The 17,885-nt window shown below is 56.8% G+C and carries 16 protein-coding genes and 1 tRNA gene; 6 read left to right on the top strand and 11 right to left on the bottom strand.

The features are described from left to right. Window positions 1–8: 8 nt before the first annotated feature. The 8 genes from AAC060_RS07870 to AAC060_RS07835 all read right to left on the bottom strand — a co-directional run bounded on the left by AAC060_RS07870 (window position 9) and on the right by AAC060_RS07835 (window position 7,039). Complete coding sequence (locus tag AAC060_RS07870; protein ID WP_339824622.1) at window positions 9–1,259, bottom strand: ectonucleotide pyrophosphatase/phosphodiesterase; 1,251 nt, start codon at window positions 1,257–1,259, stop codon at window positions 9–11. 47 nt (window positions 1,260–1,306) lie between these two features. Beyond that, window positions 1,307–2,407: a redox-regulated ATPase YchF gene (gene ychF / locus AAC060_RS07865; protein ID WP_339824619.1), complete on the bottom strand. Its 1,101-nt coding sequence runs from the start codon at window positions 2,405–2,407 to the stop codon at window positions 1,307–1,309. A 1-nt stretch (window position 2,408) separates the two neighbouring features. Beyond that, on the bottom strand, window positions 2,409–2,834 hold the full coding sequence (locus AAC060_RS07860; protein WP_339824616.1) for a DUF1330 domain-containing protein: 426 nt from the start codon (window positions 2,832–2,834) through the stop codon (window positions 2,409–2,411). A gap of 5 nt (window positions 2,835–2,839) precedes the next feature. Next, on the bottom strand, window positions 2,840–3,412 hold the full coding sequence (gene pth, locus AAC060_RS07855) for an aminoacyl-tRNA hydrolase (RefSeq protein WP_339824614.1): 573 nt from the start codon (window positions 3,410–3,412) through the stop codon (window positions 2,840–2,842). Between the two features lie 111 nt (window positions 3,413–3,523). Further along, window positions 3,524–4,189, bottom strand: coding sequence for a 50S ribosomal protein L25/general stress protein Ctc (locus AAC060_RS07850; protein ID WP_339824612.1), 666 nt, complete (start codon window positions 4,187–4,189; stop codon window positions 3,524–3,526). A gap of 126 nt (window positions 4,190–4,315) precedes the next feature. Continuing rightward, on the bottom strand, window positions 4,316–5,113 hold the full coding sequence (locus AAC060_RS07845) for a thioesterase family protein (RefSeq protein WP_339824609.1): 798 nt from the start codon (window positions 5,111–5,113) through the stop codon (window positions 4,316–4,318). A gap of 12 nt (window positions 5,114–5,125) precedes the next feature. Then, complete coding sequence (locus tag AAC060_RS07840) at window positions 5,126–6,040, bottom strand: TraB/GumN family protein (protein ID WP_339824607.1); 915 nt, start codon at window positions 6,038–6,040, stop codon at window positions 5,126–5,128. 51 nt (window positions 6,041–6,091) lie between these two features. Beyond that, window positions 6,092–7,039: a TraB/GumN family protein gene (locus AAC060_RS07835; protein ID WP_339824605.1), complete on the bottom strand. Its 948-nt coding sequence runs from the start codon at window positions 7,037–7,039 to the stop codon at window positions 6,092–6,094. A 144-nt stretch (window positions 7,040–7,183) separates the two neighbouring features. Here AAC060_RS07835 and AAC060_RS07830 point away from each other — a divergent pair, with 144 nt between their 5' ends. The 6 genes from AAC060_RS07830 (at window position 7,184) to folE (ending at window position 16,319) form a co-directional block, all read left to right on the top strand. Then, window positions 7,184–9,283 (top strand): molybdopterin oxidoreductase family protein, encoded by a 2,100-nt coding sequence (locus tag AAC060_RS07830; RefSeq protein WP_339824603.1) that lies wholly within the window; start codon window positions 7,184–7,186, stop codon window positions 9,281–9,283. A 177-nt stretch (window positions 9,284–9,460) separates the two neighbouring features. After that, entirely contained in the window at window positions 9,461–10,333 is an 873-nt protein-coding gene (locus AAC060_RS07825; protein ID WP_339824601.1) for a glycine--tRNA ligase subunit alpha, read from the top strand. After that, window positions 10,333–12,447: a glycine--tRNA ligase subunit beta gene (glyS, locus tag AAC060_RS07820; RefSeq protein WP_339824599.1), complete on the top strand. Its 2,115-nt coding sequence runs from the start codon at window positions 10,333–10,335 to the stop codon at window positions 12,445–12,447. Before AAC060_RS07825 ends, glyS begins: the two co-directional genes overlap by 1 nt. Window positions 12,448–12,665: 218 nt before the next feature. Then, window positions 12,666–15,344 carry a pyruvate, phosphate dikinase gene (gene ppdK / locus AAC060_RS07815; protein ID WP_339824597.1) on the top strand — a complete coding sequence of 893 codons (2,679 nt, stop codon included), beginning with the start codon at window positions 12,666–12,668 and terminating at the stop codon, window positions 15,342–15,344. A gap of 177 nt (window positions 15,345–15,521) precedes the next feature. Further along, a tRNA-Arg gene (locus AAC060_RS07810) sits at window positions 15,522–15,598 on the top strand. A 157-nt stretch (window positions 15,599–15,755) separates the two neighbouring features. Then, entirely contained in the window at window positions 15,756–16,319 is a 564-nt protein-coding gene (folE, locus tag AAC060_RS07805; protein WP_339824747.1) for a GTP cyclohydrolase I FolE, read from the top strand. Window positions 16,320–16,543: 224 nt separating this feature from the next. On the opposite strand, the gene rplI is transcribed toward folE, so the two are convergent. From rplI to rpsF, 3 genes are read right to left on the bottom strand one after another with little or no spacing between them, the layout of a single operon-like run. After that, a complete protein-coding gene (rplI, locus tag AAC060_RS07800; protein WP_339824595.1) occupies window positions 16,544–17,194 on the bottom strand; it encodes a 50S ribosomal protein L9 in 651 nt (216 codons plus the stop codon). 10 nt (window positions 17,195–17,204) lie between these two features. After that, window positions 17,205–17,429: a 30S ribosomal protein S18 gene (rpsR, locus tag AAC060_RS07795; RefSeq protein WP_176279215.1), complete on the bottom strand. Its 225-nt coding sequence runs from the start codon at window positions 17,427–17,429 to the stop codon at window positions 17,205–17,207. Window positions 17,430–17,449: 20 nt separating this feature from the next. Next, a complete protein-coding gene (rpsF, locus tag AAC060_RS07790; RefSeq protein WP_339690437.1) occupies window positions 17,450–17,812 on the bottom strand; it encodes a 30S ribosomal protein S6 in 363 nt (120 codons plus the stop codon). Window positions 17,813–17,885 lie beyond the last annotated feature (73 nt).

Raw genomic sequence — 17,885 nt, 5'->3', positions numbered from 1 at the left:
GCGGAGGTTTACTTTCGGGGGCGCAGTGAGGGTTCAAATGGCGCGAGATCGCCATCGGATGCTTGCGGCGCAATACCGGCCAGTCTGGCGACCAGAGAGTAAATGTCGATATTGTCGAATAGCGGTAGCTGACCATCGGCTTCAATAGCCGGACCGTTCGCCAGGAAAAAGGCCATCATGTCGGCGTCCCGATGATCATAGCCATGGCCGCCACCGATGCCGGTCATCCATTCCGGGACGTCCTGCAATCCGACCCAGCCACTTTCGACCAGACAAAAGATCGAAGGCACGCGCGGATTTTTGCCATAAGCAAAATGCGCCGGAATATTTTCCCGGTCCCAGCATTCCATATGTTCGTGGGGGCGGAGAAATGCAGCGCGCACCGCGTCTTCATTGTCTTCGAGTGGCTCGATTCCGACATAATTTCCGTCTTCGACCAGATGATATTGGTCGCGCGCCATGATCCGCTCGAGCAGAATGACCCGTTCGGGCGACGTTTCGGTCATACCGTGATCCGATACGATGACGAAATTAGCTGGCTGCCCCATGCTGTCCAGCTGCTGTTTCAACCGGCCGATTTCGCTGTCGACAGCGGTGATCGCGGCGTGCAGTTTTTCGCCCGGTGCGGGTCCGAAATAATGGCCGGCTGTATCGACGGTGTCAAAATAGAGCGTGACCAGATGCGGCCTGATATTGGCGGGCCGCCGCATCCAGTCGACTACGGCATTGATCCGGCGATCATTGGACAGTTTCTGGTTGAACGGCCACCAGTCGGCGGGGCGCAGGCCGTTGAAATCCACTTCTGATCCGGGCCAGAACATGGTCGCCGAGCGGATGCCCTGTTTTTCGGCGGTGATCCAGATTGGCTCGGCCTGATTCCACCAGAAGGGATCCTGCGTCGCCATTTTGAAGACCTCGCCTGGTCGCGCGGCGTCTTCCATCGTGTTGCCGACAATGCCGTGATGATCGGGAGTCTTACCGGTCACCAGGGTCCAGTGGTTGGGGAAGGTCTTGCTCGGGAAGGACGGGCGCATCGGACCATATATGCCGGAAGCCGCGAGAGCGCCGAGATTGGGCGTGATCCCGCGTTCGAGATAATCGGGCCGGAAGCCGTCGATCGAGATCAATATCGTGACCGGATCGCGTATCTCGGCTTTTTCGGACTCTATATCGTCTTGCGCCGGTGTGACTGCGGCATACACAGGCACGCCAGCCAGCAGAAAACTAGCCAATATCAGTGAAAAAATCGATCGAATCATGCGCTCTGCTCCCATAGGTTCAGGTCCTAGCGGGCTATTGTGACAATTCAGACATTGAATTTGAAATTCATGATGTCGCCATCTTGCGCGACATATTCCTTGCCCTCCTGGCGGAGTTTTCCAGCTTCGCGCGCCGCGCTTTCGCCGCCGAGAGCGACATAGTCGTCAAAGGCAATGGTTTCGGCGCGAATGAACCCGCGTTCAAAGTCGCTGTGGATTTCGCCAGCCGCTTCGGGCGCTTTCGCTCCCTTGTGGACGGTCCAGGCGCGTGCTTCTTTCGGGCCGACGGTGAAGAAGGTCTGCAATTTGAGCAGCTGATAGCCAGCGCGAATGACTCGTGCGAGGCCGGATTCTTCCAGTCCGAGATCGGCGAGATATTCAACCCGTTCTTCCGGCTCCATGCTGACCAGTTCGGATTCGATGGCAGCAGAAACGATCACCGCTTCGGCGCCCTCCGCCTTGGCCTTTTCATAAACGGCAGCGCTCATCGCATTGCCATTCTGGGCATCTTCCTCAGCGACATTGCAAACATAAAGTACCGGCTTGGCGGTCAGCAGTTGCGACTGGTCAAAAATCCGTTGCTCTTCCTCGCCTTCGGGCTCGGTCAGACGCGCGGGCTTGCCTTCGCGCAGCAATTCAAGCGCCTGGCCGAGGACGCTGGCAGCAATCTTGGCTTCCTTGTCGCCGCTCGCGGCTTTTTTCTGAAAGGCGGGAACGCGTTTTTCCAGGCTTTCCAGATCGGAAAGCAGCAGCTCGGTCTCTACCACTTCGGCATCGGAAATTGGGTCGATCTTGTTGGCGACATGCTGGATATCGTCATCTTCAAAGCAACGCAGCACATGGACGATGGCATCGACTTCGCGGATATTGCCGAGAAACTGGTTGCCGAGACCTTCGCCCTGCGACGCGCCTTTAACTAGACCGGCAATGTCGACAAAGGCCAGTTGGGTTTCAATGATCTTGGCGCTGCCTGCGATTTTTGCGATCTGGTCGAGCCGCGGATCGGGAACGGCGACCTGACCGACATTCGGTTCGATCGTGCAAAACGGATAGTTTGCTGCCTGCGCGGCCTGTGTCTCGGTCAGTGCATTGAAAAGCGTTGATTTTCCAACGTTGGGAAGGCCAACGATACCGCATTTAAAACCCATATTATTGTTCCTGTTTCTGGGAAGGATCGATAACCAGCAATCGGCTATCACAAATTGCCGCCATTCGGTGGCCGATCGTTTTCATATTTTCTGGATCCTGCGCCATTGCGAAAAAACTTTCTACGCTGGATTGTCTTACCAGCAACACATGGTCCCAGATTTCAGCCTCTGGACCAATGAAATAATGCCCTCCGGACCCGGAAAAAATAACATCTCCACCGTGACGCTGGACAATGGGCAGGGTTGCCTGTTCGTAAAGCCGATACGCCTCCGAGCCGCTGATCGGGCTATCTGGGGCCAGTTCGGGTGACGCCGAATAATCAGCCACATCCCGGAAACGCAGCATATTTAAGTTCACCACCGGCCCCGTCAGCCCGCGTGATATAAGCCGGATCGCGGATTCTTGAGATGCTTCCAGATGTTGCATGATTGCTATTCCTCCTGCATCCGCATCGCGACTTCGCTCATGAACCGCGGGTCGTCGCCCTTGGCCAGCCAGTCCGCTTCGGATGCAATCACGCCGAGCATGTCCGCCAGATCGTCGATTTCCGACTTGGCGTAATTGCCCAGTACATGGCCGGTGACCCGTGACTTGGTGCCGGGATGGCCGATGCCGATGCGTACGCGGCGGAATTCCGGGCCGATATGGGCGATCATTGATCTTATGCCATTATGGCCAGCCGCACCGCCGCCGCGTTTGACCTTGATCTTGAATGGTTCGAGGTCGAGTTCGTCATAGAAGACGGTAACATCCTCGGGCTGCAATTTGTAAAAATCCATCGCCGCGCGAACGCTGTTGCCGCTTTCATTCATGAAGGTCGCGGGCTTGAGCAGGACCAGCTTTTCGCCGTCCAGTCTCGCTTCCATGGTCCAGCCCTTGAACTTTTGTTTGGGGGCGGGAAAACCATGCACTTCTTCAAGCGCGTCAATCACCATGAAGCCGACATTGTGCCGGTGCATCGCATATTGCGCGCCCGGATTGCCAAGACCGACCCATAGTTGCATTTATTTACGCGCTCTCCGCTCGTTCCGAGCTGTTCCAAAGGCAAAAAACCGCCCATGCCCTGTTTGATCGGCATGGACGGTTTCCCGTTACATTGTTTTGTAAGCGAAGGTCTAGTCTTCGGAACCGCCTTCTTCGCCTTCGGCTGCATCGCCTTCAGCTGCTTCGGTGCTGTCTTCGCCCTCTTCGGCTTCGTCGTCAGAGGATTTCAGAGCAGATGGTGCGGTCACACCAGCAATGGTGAAGTCACGATCTGTGATCGAGCTTTCCGCACCGGTTGGCAGGGTAACGTGCGAAATGTGGATAGAATCACCAATTTCGAGGCCGGTTACATCGATTTCGATCTGGTCAGGGATATGATCCGCATCGCACATCAAGTCGAGCTCGTGACGGACAACGTTCATGACGCCGCCACGTTTCAGACCAGGTGAATCTTCTTCGTTGATGAAGACAACAGGAATATTGACCTGAACCTTCGCGCCTTTTGCAAGGCGGAAGAAGTCAACATGGAGCGGACGGTCGGTGACCGGGTCGAAAGCAACATCCTTTGGCAGAGTGCGGGTTTTCTTCCCGTCGACTTCTACCTGAACCAGCGAGTTCATGAAATGGCCGGTACCGAGAAGTTTGTTCAATGCACGCTCTTCAACGTGGATTGCGATGGCTTCTTTTTTATCGCCATAAATAACGGCGGGGATACGGCCTTCGCGACGCAATGCACGGGAGGCTCCCTTGCCAGCCCGTTCGCGTGGCTCGGCTGAAATAGTCAGCTGGTCACTCATAATGTTGCTCCAAAATTAGGTTTTGTTAAAAATTTCCGCCACGCCTCCAGGGTGCTCATGGTCGGAAAGAGGGCGCTATAAGGTCGGAACGTCGCAAAGGCAAGGGGTTTGCGCGGCAGGGCAGGCTTATCGGAAAAATCCGATCTGCGAGCTTGTTGCGAGCAAAATTCCGCTTCTGGACCAAAGTTCGACCCGCCCGTCGGTCGCGCTGTTCCTGACGGTTGCGCCGGTTACGCGCAGCATCATGTAATCGCTACCAGCCGCCGCCAGATCTTCCTCGCTCGCATATATATAAGTCGCCATGGATACGGTCGAGCCGGGGCGGAATTGTTCGGTGACGAAAAATGTCCGTGGCATCGGCGTGTCGAGGATCGAGAACAGGCCAACCCGGTCGACCGGTCGACCGTCGGCTTCCTTGATCCAGACGATTGCTTCGGGAGAATCATTGATGGCAAAGGGCCTGCCTTTGGCGATGCGCTGGTCATAATGGGTGACCCATGCCGGCGCCATCGGATTGACGGACGGCAACGAGACGGAATCCTCCGGTGACTTGGCTTTCGGCATCTCCACCTGATAATCGATATCCGTCGGACGGCGGGTGCTCGTAACGATATCCGCTGCGTTGGTCAGCGATCCGTTTTGAGACAGTTCCACCCGCCAGAACTGGGTCGAAGATCCGGCACGGAGCAATTTGACCGACAGCTTGACCTCACCCGGGCCGACACCGGTCATATATATTATCTGCTGGGAAACCAGCGGGCCGCGGCACTCGGGATGAATTTCGACCGCCCGGGCGGCAATGGCGGCAACCCAGCCACCGAAGGCCATGCCGGTGGGATTGCGATATACATCGCTGGCCTCAATTGTGAATTGGCCGTCACCCTGCGCGACCAGCGCAGTTTCGCGATCAAATATAAATGTCATGTGATGCCCCGGTTATTGAATTTTTTCGATCTTATACCCGCGTTTTGCGAGCGTGGCCTGAACCGCGTCCGGCCCGACGAGATGTGCGGCACCAACCGCGATCATCGATGTGCCGGGTTTTTGCAGACGCTTGTCCAGTTGTTCTGCCCAATTCAGATTGCGCGCAACCAAGAGATATTCGCGCGTCTTCGGATCGGTCAATATGCCCGCATCGGAGAGAGTGACGATTTCTTCGACATTGCCGGTCATCCAGGCGTTGAACAGTTTTTCAAAGGCTTGCTGGGCATCACTCGAATCCTCGACCACGCTGGTCAGCATCTGGCGCTGCTGCTCTTCGGGAAGCTTGTCGAAATAGCCCAGTTGCAATTCTATCGTTTCCAGTGCCTCAATCGGCTTGCCCGCTTTTTCAAACTGGGCGCTGAGTTTCTTCTCGACCCCGCCGCTGGAATTTAGCCCCAGACTCTTGGTCTGCGCGGAAGCGAGTGACAGGGCAGCGGCCCAGGTTTCCATCCGGTTGAGCGCGCGTTCGGGAATATTGGCAGAGTCGATGATCCGGTCGAGATCGTCACGCAGCGACGGCTTGATCCGTGCGTCCAGCTTCTCCTGACCGGGGGAAACCGCGAGCCGGGAGAATATTTTGGCTGCATTGCGGGTATCTTCCAGTCCCAGCACTTCAATGACCAGAGTGTCGGAATCTGCAATCGCAGTCTCCAGCGCAGGCGTGCGCCATTGCACGTCGTCCGGCAGTATGTGGATAGTACCGAACATATAGGCCACGCCCTTTTGTTCGGGCTTGGTGCCGCTGACCTTCCACAATGCCGGGGTTCCGGTTTTCACAGTGTTCAGGGCTACCGGATCGGGTGTGTTGTTGCATGCTGTGAGCATCAACGACGCGATCAGTGTCAGGATGGATGTGATGATACGCATATTACCTATTTGGTGTGCTTGCCGGCAAAAGAAAAGCCGGAGGTGAAATAATCAATATTCAATGCGCTCTGCAACGATCCCTTTTTTGGCGAGCAATGCCTGCAGGCTGCTTTCTCCGGCAAGATGTCCGGCACCAACCGCGAGAAACACCGTTCCGGGCTGGGCCATCCGTTGATCGACCCATTCGGCCCAGATGGCATTACGGTTCACCAGCAGCGCTTCGTATAGAATCTTGTCCTCCAGCCCGGCGTTCATCAATTCACCCAGCGCGTCGATATTGGCGTTGGCCCATTCGGCAACCATCTGTTCCATGCCGTCTGCGGCTTCATCGATAGTATCGACAGTGAAGTTGAGGAAGCGGATCTGGACGTCTTCCGGCAAATTGTCGAAAAAGCCCAATTGCTGTTCCGGGGTTTCGAGGCCGGTGATCGTAATCTTCCGCGCCTTTGCATGGGCCAGTAATTCATCTTCGACACCCTGATTGGCATCATATCCGTTGCGCATCAGCGGAATGAGCGAAAGATTGACGCTGGCAAACCATGGGTCGAGTGGGTCGAATGCGGCAACCGGCATGCCCAGATTGGTCAATGCCGCTTCATAATCGGCCCGGTCTTCCGCAGCCAATTTGTCACGCAGCGATACGCCGGTCTTGTCAATTGCCAGATCAGCGACGATTTTCGCCATTACCGCCGCATCGGGTTTGATCATTTCGACCACCAGTTCGTCCGACGCGTCAAAACCGTCTTTCACCGCCTCGTCAAACCAGGTCATGCCGGGTTTCAATATATGGACGGTGCCGAACAGATAGATGGTCGTGTCTTCATCCTTGATCACCCACAATGCAGGGTCGGCATCGTCCGGCAGGACCGCAGGTGCCGTCACCGTTTCCGGAGCCGCATCGCTGCCCGCACTCGCTGTATCGTCAGGTGTCGCGGGGCAAGCGGTCAGCGACAGATATAGGGGAAGGAGTAAGCCGTTTAAAAGCCAGCGACGCGCCATGAAAATATACTCCAACAGAAGACAGGACGGGCTTCATTGAACAATTGACGGCAAATGCCCAGTAAAATTTGCCCGATGATAAGCCGCCACTGGCTACGGCGATGCAAATCTGTTAATCACATGGTTAAATCAAGGAGGTTCCCGATGAGCATGATCCACGCCCGCACCTGTCATATCTGCGAAGCCAATTGCGGCGTCTTGGTCGAGGTCGAGGGGCGCGAGATAATCTCGATCAAGGGCAATCCCGATCATGTGCTGAGCCGAGGCCATATCTGCCCGAAGGCGACCGCCATCGCCGATTTGCAGGATGATCCGGACCGCCTGCACAAGCCGGTGAAAAAAGTCGACGGCCAGTGGCAGGAAATTGGCTGGGAACAGGCATTTTCCGAAATTGCCTCGAAACTGGCCACGCTCAAGGGACAGGGCGCCAAGCCGGCCATGTATATGGGCAATCCCGCCGCTCATGATTATGGCATTGCGACCCAGATCAGTACCCTGCGCAAGGCGATCGGGCTAAAGAATATCTATTCCGCCTCGACGCTGGATCAAATCCCGCATCATGTCGTGCAATATCATATGTATGGTCATGTCAGCCTTGCTGCGGTGCCCGATATCGACCGCAGCCAGTATCTGCTGATCATCGGCGGCAATCCGGCGGCGTCCAACGGCAGCATCTGGACCGTGCCCGACTTTAAAAAACGCGTGAAGGAAATGCAGGCCCGCGATGGCAAGCTGGTCGTTGTCGATCCGCGCCGGACCGAAACCGCCAAGCTGGCGGACGCGCATCATTTTGTGAAGCCGGGGACCGACACTGCTTTATTGATCGGGATATTGAAAAGCGTGTTTGACGCAGGGCTGGTCGATATTTCCCGAGTCGAGGATATCCTTGATGACAGCTGGAGCGCCATCGAACCCGCCGTTGCCGGCTTTGATATGGACCAGTTGTCGAACCATTGCGGAATTTCCGTTGCTGACATGCAGGAAATGGCCGCTCAACTGGCCGCAGACCAGCCCGCCGCCATCTATGGCCGGATGGGTGTCTCGGTCTGCGAATTCGGCACGCTCAACCAGTGGCTGATCCAGGTGATCAACATCGCATCCGGCAATCTCGACCGGGTCGGCGGTACGATGGTGCCGGAACCGGCGCTCGACACGATCAATCTGGTGGGCAGGGGATCGGTGCGCACGGCGGAGACGGTGCGCGGCACCATGGCGTCGGTGATGAGCGAATTGCCGATGGTGACCTTTGCCGACGAGATGCTCCGCGAGGATGACGAGCGGATTCGTTCGCTGTTCGTGGTAACCGGCAATCCGGTGCTGTCCGCTCCCGACGGCGCTAAACTGGACCGCGCGCTGGAGAGACTCGACCTGATGGTCTCGTTCGACATGTATGTCACCGCGACCAGCCGCCACGCCGACTATATATTGCCACCCTGCGGACCTTTGGAGAAGGATCATTATCCGTTTTTCTTCGGCCCGCTGGCGATCCGCAACTATGCCAGCTACTCGCCGGCGATCTTCGAACTGCAGGACGGCGAGAAGACCGACTGGGAGATTATCGCGGAACTGGCCCGGGAAATATTGGTGCAGGACGGGCAGGATGTCCCCAATATCCGCGAGCCGCGCGATGTGCTCGACGGCATGTTGCAAAGCTCGCCCGCCGGACTGACGCTGGCGGAAGTGGAAGCAGCACCCAATGGCATTGATCTCGGGCCGTTGCGCCCGTGCATGGCCGAACGGTTGCGCACCGAGGACAAGATGATCCTTTGCGCCCATTCGGATTTTCTCGCCGAGTTGCAGCGTTTTGCCGCTTCGCTCGATAATGAGCAGCCGGATGCCCTGCGCCTGATCGGCCGTCGTCACGTGCGTCAGAACAACAGCTGGCTGCACAATAGCAAACGTCTGCTCAAGGGGCCGGACCGCTGCACCCTGATGATCCATCCCGATGACGCAGCAGCGCGCGGCCTGTCCGATGGCGGCATGGCGACGGTCACCAGCCGGGTGAACAGCGTCGATATCCCGGTCGAAGTGAACGATGACGTCATGCCGGGTGTGGTGTCTATCCCGCATGGCTTCGGTCACGGACGCAAAGGCGTCGGTCTTTCGGTGGCCCGTGAGAAGCCGGGGGTTTCGATCAACGATTTGACCGATACCGAGCGTTTTGACCCGTTGTCGGGTAATGCTGTATTGAATGCGGTGTCGGTTACGGTTGAGGCAGCAGAAGAATTGGTGGCGGCGGAATGAACTCGTCATCCTGAACTTGTTTCAGGACCCCGGGCCGCTGGAAAACATCTCGCGGGGTGCTGAAACAAGTTTCGCATGACGAATAAGGTAGCAGTCCGGCCATTCCTCCCTTGACCCTAGTGCCCTCCTTCGCCAAAGCAGCGCGTAAATATTGCACTCGCGAAGAAAGCCCTGAAATTGTCCGATACGAGGCCTCTCAGCTTCCAGCAGATCATCCTGAAGCTCCACAATTACTGGAGCGACAAGGGATGCGTGATATTGCAGCCCTATGACATGGAAATGGGCGCGGGGACCTTCCATCCCGCAACAACCCTGCGCGCTTTAGGGCCTGATCCGTGGAATGCCGCTTTTGTGCAGGCCTGCCGCCGTCCGACCGATGGCCGCTATGGCGAAAATCCGAACCGGCTGCAGCATTATTACCAATATCAGGTGGTGCTAAAACCATCGCCGCCGGACATCCAGCAGCTCTATCTCGACAGCCTCGTCGCGATCGGCATCGATCCGATGCTGCACGACATCCGCTTTGTCGAGGATGACTGGGAAAGCCCGACACTCGGTGCCTGGGGACTCGGCTGGGAAGTCTGGTGCGATGGTATGGAAGTCACGCAATTCACCTATTTCCAGCAAATGGGCGGCTTTGATTGCAAGCCCGTCGCCGGCGAACTGACCTACGGGCTAGAACGGCTGGCCATGTATATCCAGAATGTCGACAGCGTCTATGATCTGGATTTCAATGGTAACGGAGTGAGTTACGGCGATATCTTCCTGGATAATGAGAAGCAGATGTCGGAATGGAATTTCGAAGTCGCCAATACCGAGACCCTGTTCGACCTGTTCAACAAGGCGGTCGGCGAATGCGAAAATTGCCTCGAAGCAAAGCTCCCGGTTCCGGCCTATGAGCAGGCAATCAAGGCGAGCCACGTGTTCAACCTGCTGCAGGCGCGCGGCGTGATCAGCGTCCAGGAACGCGCCAGCTACATGGGCCGCGTCCGCGATCTCGCAAAGGGCAGCTGTGAAGCGCATATGGAAAAGAACGGGTGGGCCGCGTAATGGCTGATTTCCTCCTCGAACTGCTTTCCGAAGAAATTCCCGCCCGCATGCAGGCGAAGGCGCGCGTCGACCTCGAACGCCTGTTCACCGAACAGATGTCCGCAGCAGGCCTTAAAGCCGGCGTGATCAGGGTCTATTCGACGCCAAGACGACTTGCCCTCATCGCCAAGGACCTGCCCGCGCAGACCGAAGCGGTCAGCGAGGAAGCCAAGGGCCCGCCCGAAGCGGCGCCCGATCAGGCTGTAGACGGTTTCTGCCGCAAGAATGACGTCACCCGCGACCAGCTCGAAGTGCGTGACGTCAAGGGACGCCCGACCTATTTTGCAGTGATCAACAAGCCGGGCCGCGATACCAAGGATGTTCTGGCAGAAGCCATTCCCGCGATCATCAAAGCCTTTCCGTGGCCGAAGGCGATGCGCTGGGGTGACGCCAGTGCGTCAACCGAAAGTCTGCGCTGGGTACGGCCGCTGAGCGGTATCGTCGCGATATTGGGCGATGATCTGGTCGCGTGCGAAATTGACGGCATGACGTCAGGCTATGATACTGTCGGACACAGGTTTCATCATAAGGGCATGATCACCATCGGAAACGCCGGTGACTATGTTGAAAAGCTCCGCGCCTGCCATGTTCTGGTCGATCATGAAGAGCGCCAGAACATCATCCGCGATGGTGCTGCCAAGGCGGCAGCCAATGCCGGACTGGATCTGGTCGATGACGAAGGCCTGGTGATCGAGAATGCCGGCCTGACCGAATGGCCGGTGCCGTTGCTCGGGTCGTTCGATCCCGCGTTTCTCGATGTCCCCGAAGAGGTGATCCAGTTGACCGCCCGGGTGAACCAGAAATATTTCATCTGCCGCGACAAAAACGGTGCCTTGGCCCCGAATTTTGTCTGCACGGCGAATATCGACGCCAGCGATGGCGGCAAGGCAATTACAGCGGGGAATGAAAAAGTCCTCGCCGCGCGGCTCTCCGACGCCAAATTCTTCTGGGAACTTGACCAGAAGACCAAGTTGGAGGATCATGCGAAGAAATTGAGCAACATTGTGTTCCACGAGAAATTGGGAACGGTTGCCGACAAGGTAGAGCGTGTAGTCAAGTTGGCTGAGTGGTTGGCGTCTTTAGAAGGGACTGGGTTACTCCGTGCCAACCCAGAACAGACTCAACTGGCTGCACGTCTCTGCAAAGCTGATCTCGTCACCGAAATGGTCGGCGAGTTCCCCGAGCTGCAAGGCTTGATGGGCGGCTATTATGCAGAGAAAGAAGGACTTCCGGTAGAAGTCTCACACGCAATCAGAGATCATTACAAGCCGGTCGGGCAGGGCGACGATGTGCCTACCGATCCGGTGACGGTTTGGGTGAGTCTGGCGGATAAGCTGGATACGATCTCAGGCTTTCTATACCATGGCCTCGCACCTACCGGATCGAAAGATCCTTTTGCCTTGCGTCGAGCTGCAATCAGTATTCTGCGACTAATTTTGAAGAACGACATCCGGTTGAGTCTTCGTACGGTGTTTCATACATCCTTTGGCATGATCCATGAGGCAATGCGCAGTCTGGATATCCGAGAAGATTTTGTAGGAGACCCGTCAACTGAGTCAGTTTTGCTCGTAATCGACCGCCTGAAAGTCCAGCAACGCGAAGCTGGCGTCCGTCATGACCTGATCGACGCGGTGTTCGCGCTGGGCGGTGAAGATGATCTGGTGCGCTTGCTCGCCCGGGTGAAGGCCCTGCAGGCATTTGTGGAAACTACGGATGGCGTGAACCTGCTCGCCGGTTACAAACGGGCTTCGAATATTTTGAAGAAGGAAGCCGGTGATCGTTCGTCTGACGAGCAAAATGCAGAATCCCTTTCCTACACGCCCGAAAAAGCGGAAAAGGCGCTGATCGATGCGCTCGATGCGGCGCAGCCGGAAGTGACCGCTGCGATCGAGGCAGAACAGTTTGAAACAGCGATGACCGCGCTGGCGGCACTGCGCGGACCGATTGACCAGTTTTTCGAGGATGTGACCGTGAACGACGATGACGAAACGAAGCGCGAAGCCCGGCTTGCCCTGCTCGCGCGCTTTCGTAACGCCGTCCACCAGGTTGCTGATTTTTCGAAGATCGAGGGCTAGACGATATTTGATTCATAACAGTGTAAAGTTTGTAAAGTTTGACGGCGGGTTTTTTCGATAAGGAACCTGACCAACAAAACCCTCTCTTTCAAGCGAGGGGATCCAGGGGTGAAATATGCGGAAAGGGGCTCGATGGCACTTTCCGGATTTTACGGCACGGCATCACCCCGACCCTTCCTCCGAAGAGGTGGGGCTAACATATGGAGTTGAAAGCAAGAATGACCCAATATGTATATCGTTTCGGTGGCGGCATGGACGCAGATGGCGCACCCGGTGATTCCACAGAAGCTCGCAACCTGCTTGGCGGCAAGGGTGCCAATCTAGCGGAAATGGCCAATATCGGTCTGCCAGTGCCCCCGGGTTTCACGATCTCCACCGAAATGTGTACGCGTTATTATGCCGAGGGCGGTCAATATCCGGACAGCGTCCGCGTAGAAGTCGCGCAGGGCGTGACCCATATCGAATCCGTCACCGGCAAGAAATTCGGTAACGCTGCCGATCCGCTGCTGGTCTCGGTGCGTTCCGGCGCCCGTGCCTCGATGCCCGGCATGATGGATACGGTCCTCAACCTCGGCCTCAATGACGAAACCGTAGAAGGTCTGGCCAAGACCTCCGGTGACGAGCGTTTTGCCTGGGACAGCTACCGTCGTTTCATCCAGATGTATTCCGATGTGGTTCTGGAACTCGACCACGGATCCTTTGAAGAGGCTCTTGAAATTGCCAAAGAAGACAATGGCTTTTTCACCGATACCGAGATGGAGTCTAAACATTGGAAGGCTCTGGTCAGCGAATATAAAGCGCTGGTCGAGAAACAATGGGGCAAGCCTTTCCCGCAGGACGTCAATGATCAGCTCTGGGGCGCGGTCAGCGCCGTATTCGGCAGCTGGCAGGCGGACCGGGCAAAAGTCTACCGCCGTCTCAACGACATTCCCTCCGAATGGGGCACCGCGGTCAACGTCCAGGCGATGGTCTTCGGCAATATGGGCGAGACCAGCGCCACCGGCGTTGCCTTCACCCGTAACCCGTCGACCGGCGACAGCGCTTATTATGGCGAATGGCTGATCAACGCACAGGGCGAGGATGTCGTCGCCGGCATCCGCACCCCGCAATATCTCTCCAAAGCCGCGCGCGAACAGGCCAATGCCAAGCCGCTGTCGATGGAAGAGGCGATGCCGGAGACTTATAAAGAACTGACGACCGTCTTCGATCTGCTCGAACGCCATTATCGCGACATGCAGGATATCGAATTTACCGTAGAGCGCGGAAAACTGTGGATGCTGCAGACCCGCTCGGGCAAGCGTACCGCCAAGGCGGCACTGAAAATCGCCGTGGATATGGCGCATGATGGCCTGATCACCGAGGAAGAGGCGGTCTTGCGCGTCGATCCGATGGCGCTCGACCAGTTGCTTCACCCGACGCTCGATCCCGAAGCCGAGCGCGATGTGCTGACGACCGGCCTGCCGGCGTCTCCCGGTGCTGCCAGCGGCTTCATCGTTTTTGACAGCGACACCGCCGAACGGCGCACCGAAATGGGTGATGACGTCATCCTCGTCCGGGTCGAAACCTCGCCCGAAGATATTCACGGCATGCATGCCGCCAAGGGTATCTTGACGGCGCGTGGCGGCATGACGTCACATGCGGCTGTTGTTGCCAGAGGCATGGGAAGGCCTTGTGTTTCCGGCGCTGGCACGGTTTCGATCAACAATGAAACCAAGGTCATGAAAGTCGGCGACCGCGAGCTTAAAGAAGGCGATATGCTGACCATCGACGGCAGCAACGGTCAGGTCATGGCCGGCCGAGTCGATACGATCCAGCCCGAGCTGGTCGGTGATTTTGGCGTCTTGATGGTCTGGGCCGATAAGGTCCGCCGCCTTGGCGTCCGCACCAATGCGGAAACCCCGCTCGATTGCCAGGTCGCGCGCGATTTCGGTGCCGAGGGCATCGGCCTGTGCCGGACCGAGCATATGTTCTTCGACGCTAACCGTATTACCTCGGTTCGCCAGATGATCCTGGCGCCGGACGAAGAGGGTCGCCGGGTTGCTCTGGCAAAACTGCTGCCGGAACAACGCAATGATTTTCGCCAGATTTTCGAAGTCATGGTCGGCCTGCCGGTAACCATCCGCCTGCTTGATCCGCCGCTCCACGAATTCCTGCCGCATCACCAGTCGGAGTTTGAAGAAGTCGCGAAAGCCGCCAATGTCGGCGTCGAAACGCTGAAACAGCGGGCCAATGAACTGCATGAATTCAACCCCATGCTGGGCCACCGTGGCTGCCGTCTTGGCGTCACTTATCCCGAAATCTACGAAATGCAGGCACGGGCGATCTTCGAAGCCGCTTGTGAAGTCGCAGAAGCTAGCGGCGAAGCGCCCATTCCTGAAGTCATGATCCCGCTCGTCGCCACCGCGCGCGAGCTGGAATTGATGAAGGATGTGGTCAACCGCATGGCGAAGGAAGTCTTCGCTGAAAAGGGCCGCGAGATCGAATATCTTGTCGGCACGATGATCGAACTGCCGCGCGCTGCCTTGATGGCCGGCGCGATTGCCGAGCATGGTGAATTTTTCAGCTTTGGCACCAACGACCTGACGCAGACCACTTTGGGCGTCTCCCGCGACGATGCTGGGCGTTTCCTGACCCAATATGTCGACAAGGGCATCTTTCCGCGCGATCCGTTTGTCAGTCTCGATATCGAAGGCGTCGGACAACTTATTGAAATCGCCGCTGAACGGGGCAGGGCAGCCCGTCCGAATATCAAACTCGGCATCTGCGGCGAACATGGCGGTGATCCGGCTTCGATCGCCTTCTGCGAGAAAACCGGTCTCGATTATGTCAGCGCATCGCCATATCGCGTGCCGATTGCACGTCTGGCAGCGGCACAGGCGGCGCTGCGGAACAAATAGAATCACGCACTCCGCACGGGGATGCGGAGTGCAGGCGGCACGACAATTTTGCCTCATTCAGGCCTCCGTATCCGGCGGCGAGTGCGAACGAGGCAAGATTGTTTTGATTGTAGGGCCGGCAACGCAAATTATGGGTTGCCAGCAGGGAATTCACCCCCTATCTGCACCGTCTGGTTAGCGCCCATAGCTCAGCTGGATAGAGTACTTGACTACGAATCAAGGGGTCGGGAGTTCGAATCTCTCTGGGCGCACCACCATCCTTTTTTGTCAGACCATGGCCCAAGGTGCACTTGCGCATGGGTCGCTGCTGGCGTAGTTCGTCGGCATTGCATCTGATGAACCGAAGGACCTGATTTGGCCAACCATTCCCTTTCTATCGAAGACGCTCTTGCAGAGCGCGAAGCTCAGAAAATGCCGGTACCGGAGGAGGTGCAGGAAGCGGTCCGGACGCTGCTCCGCTGGTCGGGTGAAGATCCCGAGCGTGAAGGGCTGATCGACACGCCAAAGCGCGTGGCGCGGGCCTGGAAGGAATATTGCGAAGGCTATGCGGAAAACCCCGCCATGCACCTGGCGCGGACCTTTGAAGAGGTTGGCGGCTATGACGAGCTCGTGCTGCTAAAAGACATACCATTCCACTCCCATTGCGAACATCATATGGCGCCGATTATCGGCAAGGCGAGTATCGCCTATATGCCGACCGACAAGGTTGTCGGCATCTCCAAGCTCGCTCGCGTGCTTCATGGATTTGCGCGCCGCCTGCAAGTGCAGGAAAGGCTGACGGCGGAAGTCGCCGAATGTATCTGGGAAAATCTCAAACCCGATGGTGTCGCGGTCGTGATCGAAGCCAGTCACAGCTGCATGACCGCGCGCGGCGTACGCACACCAGGTGTATCGATGACCACCAGTCGTTTGCTGGGTTGCTTCCTGGAAGATGCGCGCAGCCGCGAGGAAGTCATGAGCCTGATGGGCTATTGAGCGGAAACGCTGCTCAGCGCATTCGTCGTCGTATCAGATTAGATTGTATCGTCTGCAGGCAGCTCGGCTGTCCTGCGGCATAGCTATGCCTGTTAGGCGGGTGTAACGCTTAGGCTGATTTGCCAGTCCCGAGGCCAACGCAACTGCCAAAGAAAAAGCCCGGGTCTGGTGAACCGTCTTGCGACGTTCCTGACCCGGGCTTCCCATAACTGGTTTGGAAAGGACTATTCCTTGGTTGCGGTATCGTCCTGTTCTTCAGCTTCCGTGGCTTCGGGAGCCGCTTCAGCTTCGGCAGATGCTTCGACGGCTTCTTCACCCTCGTCTTCGCTTTCGGGTGAAAGCGCTGCAGCAGCCAGCTCGGCCTGATCATCTTCAAACATTTGAGCGATCACGTCGACGCCGTCTTTTTGCATGTCAGCTTCGTCGTTAGAACGGGCGACATTGGCCTGAATGTTGACATTGACTTCCGGGTGGAGGCGAACGCGGACATCGAAAACACCGAGGGTCTTGATCGGTTTTTCCAGAATGACCATGCTCTTTTCTACCACGGTGCCCTTGCCGTCAGCATTCAGCGCTTCGATAATGTCGCGAACCGACACAGAGCCGTATAGCTGTCCGCTGGCGGACGATGCACGGATCAATACGATCTGCTTGCCATCGATGCTACCGGATGCCGCTTCGGCTTCCTTGCGCTTCGTTTCATTGTCGGCTTCGATCTGCTGGCGATTGGCTTCGAAGACCTTTTTGTTCGCCGCATTGGCGCGAAGGGCCTTCTTGTTAGGCAGCAGAAAATTGCGGGCATAGCCGTTTTTGACGGTGACGATGTCGCCAATGCTGCCGAGTTTCTCTACGCGTTCAAGCAAAATAATATCCATTGTTTCGCTCCTATTTCACGAGGTAAGGCAGGAGGCCAATGTGGCGAGCGCGTTTGATAGCTTTGGAAAGCTCGCGCTGCTTCTTGGCTGAAACTGCGGTGATACGACTTGGTACGATCTTGCCGCGTTCGGAAATGAATCCCTGCAGCGTCTTCACGTCTTTATAGTCGATTGGTTGTGCGTTTTTGCCGGAAAAGGGGCAGCTTTTGCGGCGACGGAAAAATGGACGTCCCATGTTTTAACTCCTTCTCTGGCTTAATTGTTGTCGAAATCGCGACGCGGCTTGCGATCGCGGTCGGGTTTACGCATCATCACGGACGGGCCTTCTTCATGCTCGTCGACGCGGATGGTCAGGAAACGGATAACATCTTCGTTGATCCGGGTCTGGCGTTCGAGTTCCAGGACAACGCTGCCGGGAGCGTCGAGACGCAGCATGACATAATGTGCCTTGCGGTTCTTCTGGATCTTGTAGGCGAGCGTACGCAGGCCCCAGGTTTCGGTCAAAACGACCTTGCCTTCGTTGGATTCAACAATTTTGGTGGCTTCCTGCGCAAGAGCATCAACCTGAGACTGGCTCAGATCCTGTCGCGCAAGGAAGACATGCTCATACATTGGCATGCAATCATTCCTTCATTTACCGCCGATCGCTGACGCCGCACCATGCGAACGCCCCTCCGGCTTTCTTCTTTTT

Source organism: uncultured Parasphingorhabdus sp. (assembly GCF_963975555.1).
Lineage (GTDB): Bacteria > Pseudomonadota > Alphaproteobacteria > Sphingomonadales > Sphingomonadaceae > Parasphingorhabdus.
This window is presented reverse-complemented; position numbering and strand designations above follow the sequence as displayed.

Coding starts and splice junctions, on each gene's coding strand:
- AAC060_RS07870 (WP_339824622.1), bottom strand. CDS start 1,259: ATGATTCGATCGATTTTTTCACTGATATTGGCTAGTTTTCTGCTGGCT.
- ychF (WP_339824619.1), bottom strand. CDS start 2,407: ATGGGTTTTAAATGCGGTATCGTTGGCCTTCCCAACGTTGGAAAATCA.
- AAC060_RS07860 (WP_339824616.1), bottom strand. CDS start 2,834: ATGCAACATCTGGAAGCATCTCAAGAATCCGCGATCCGGCTTATATCA.
- pth (WP_339824614.1), bottom strand. CDS start 3,412: ATGCAACTATGGGTCGGTCTTGGCAATCCGGGCGCGCAATATGCGATG.
- AAC060_RS07850 (WP_339824612.1), bottom strand. CDS start 4,189: ATGAGTGACCAGCTGACTATTTCAGCCGAGCCACGCGAACGGGCTGGC.
- AAC060_RS07845 (WP_339824609.1), bottom strand. CDS start 5,113: ATGACATTTATATTTGATCGCGAAACTGCGCTGGTCGCGCAGGGTGAC.
- AAC060_RS07840 (WP_339824607.1), bottom strand. CDS start 6,040: ATGCGTATCATCACATCCATCCTGACACTGATCGCGTCGTTGATGCTC.
- AAC060_RS07835 (WP_339824605.1), bottom strand. CDS start 7,039: ATGGCGCGTCGCTGGCTTTTAAACGGCTTACTCCTTCCCCTATATCTG.
- AAC060_RS07830 (WP_339824603.1), top strand. CDS start 7,184: ATGAGCATGATCCACGCCCGCACCTGTCATATCTGCGAAGCCAATTGC.
- glyS (WP_339824599.1), top strand. CDS start 10,333: ATGGCTGATTTCCTCCTCGAACTGCTTTCCGAAGAAATTCCCGCCCGC.
- ppdK (WP_339824597.1), top strand. CDS start 12,666: ATGACCCAATATGTATATCGTTTCGGTGGCGGCATGGACGCAGATGGC.
- folE (WP_339824747.1), top strand. CDS start 15,756: ATGCCGGTACCGGAGGAGGTGCAGGAAGCGGTCCGGACGCTGCTCCGC.
- rplI (WP_339824595.1), bottom strand. CDS start 17,194: ATGGATATTATTTTGCTTGAACGCGTAGAGAAACTCGGCAGCATTGGC.
- rpsR (WP_176279215.1), bottom strand. CDS start 17,429: ATGGGACGTCCATTTTTCCGTCGCCGCAAAAGCTGCCCCTTTTCCGGC.
- rpsF (WP_339690437.1), bottom strand. CDS start 17,812: ATGCCAATGTATGAGCATGTCTTCCTTGCGCGACAGGATCTGAGCCAG.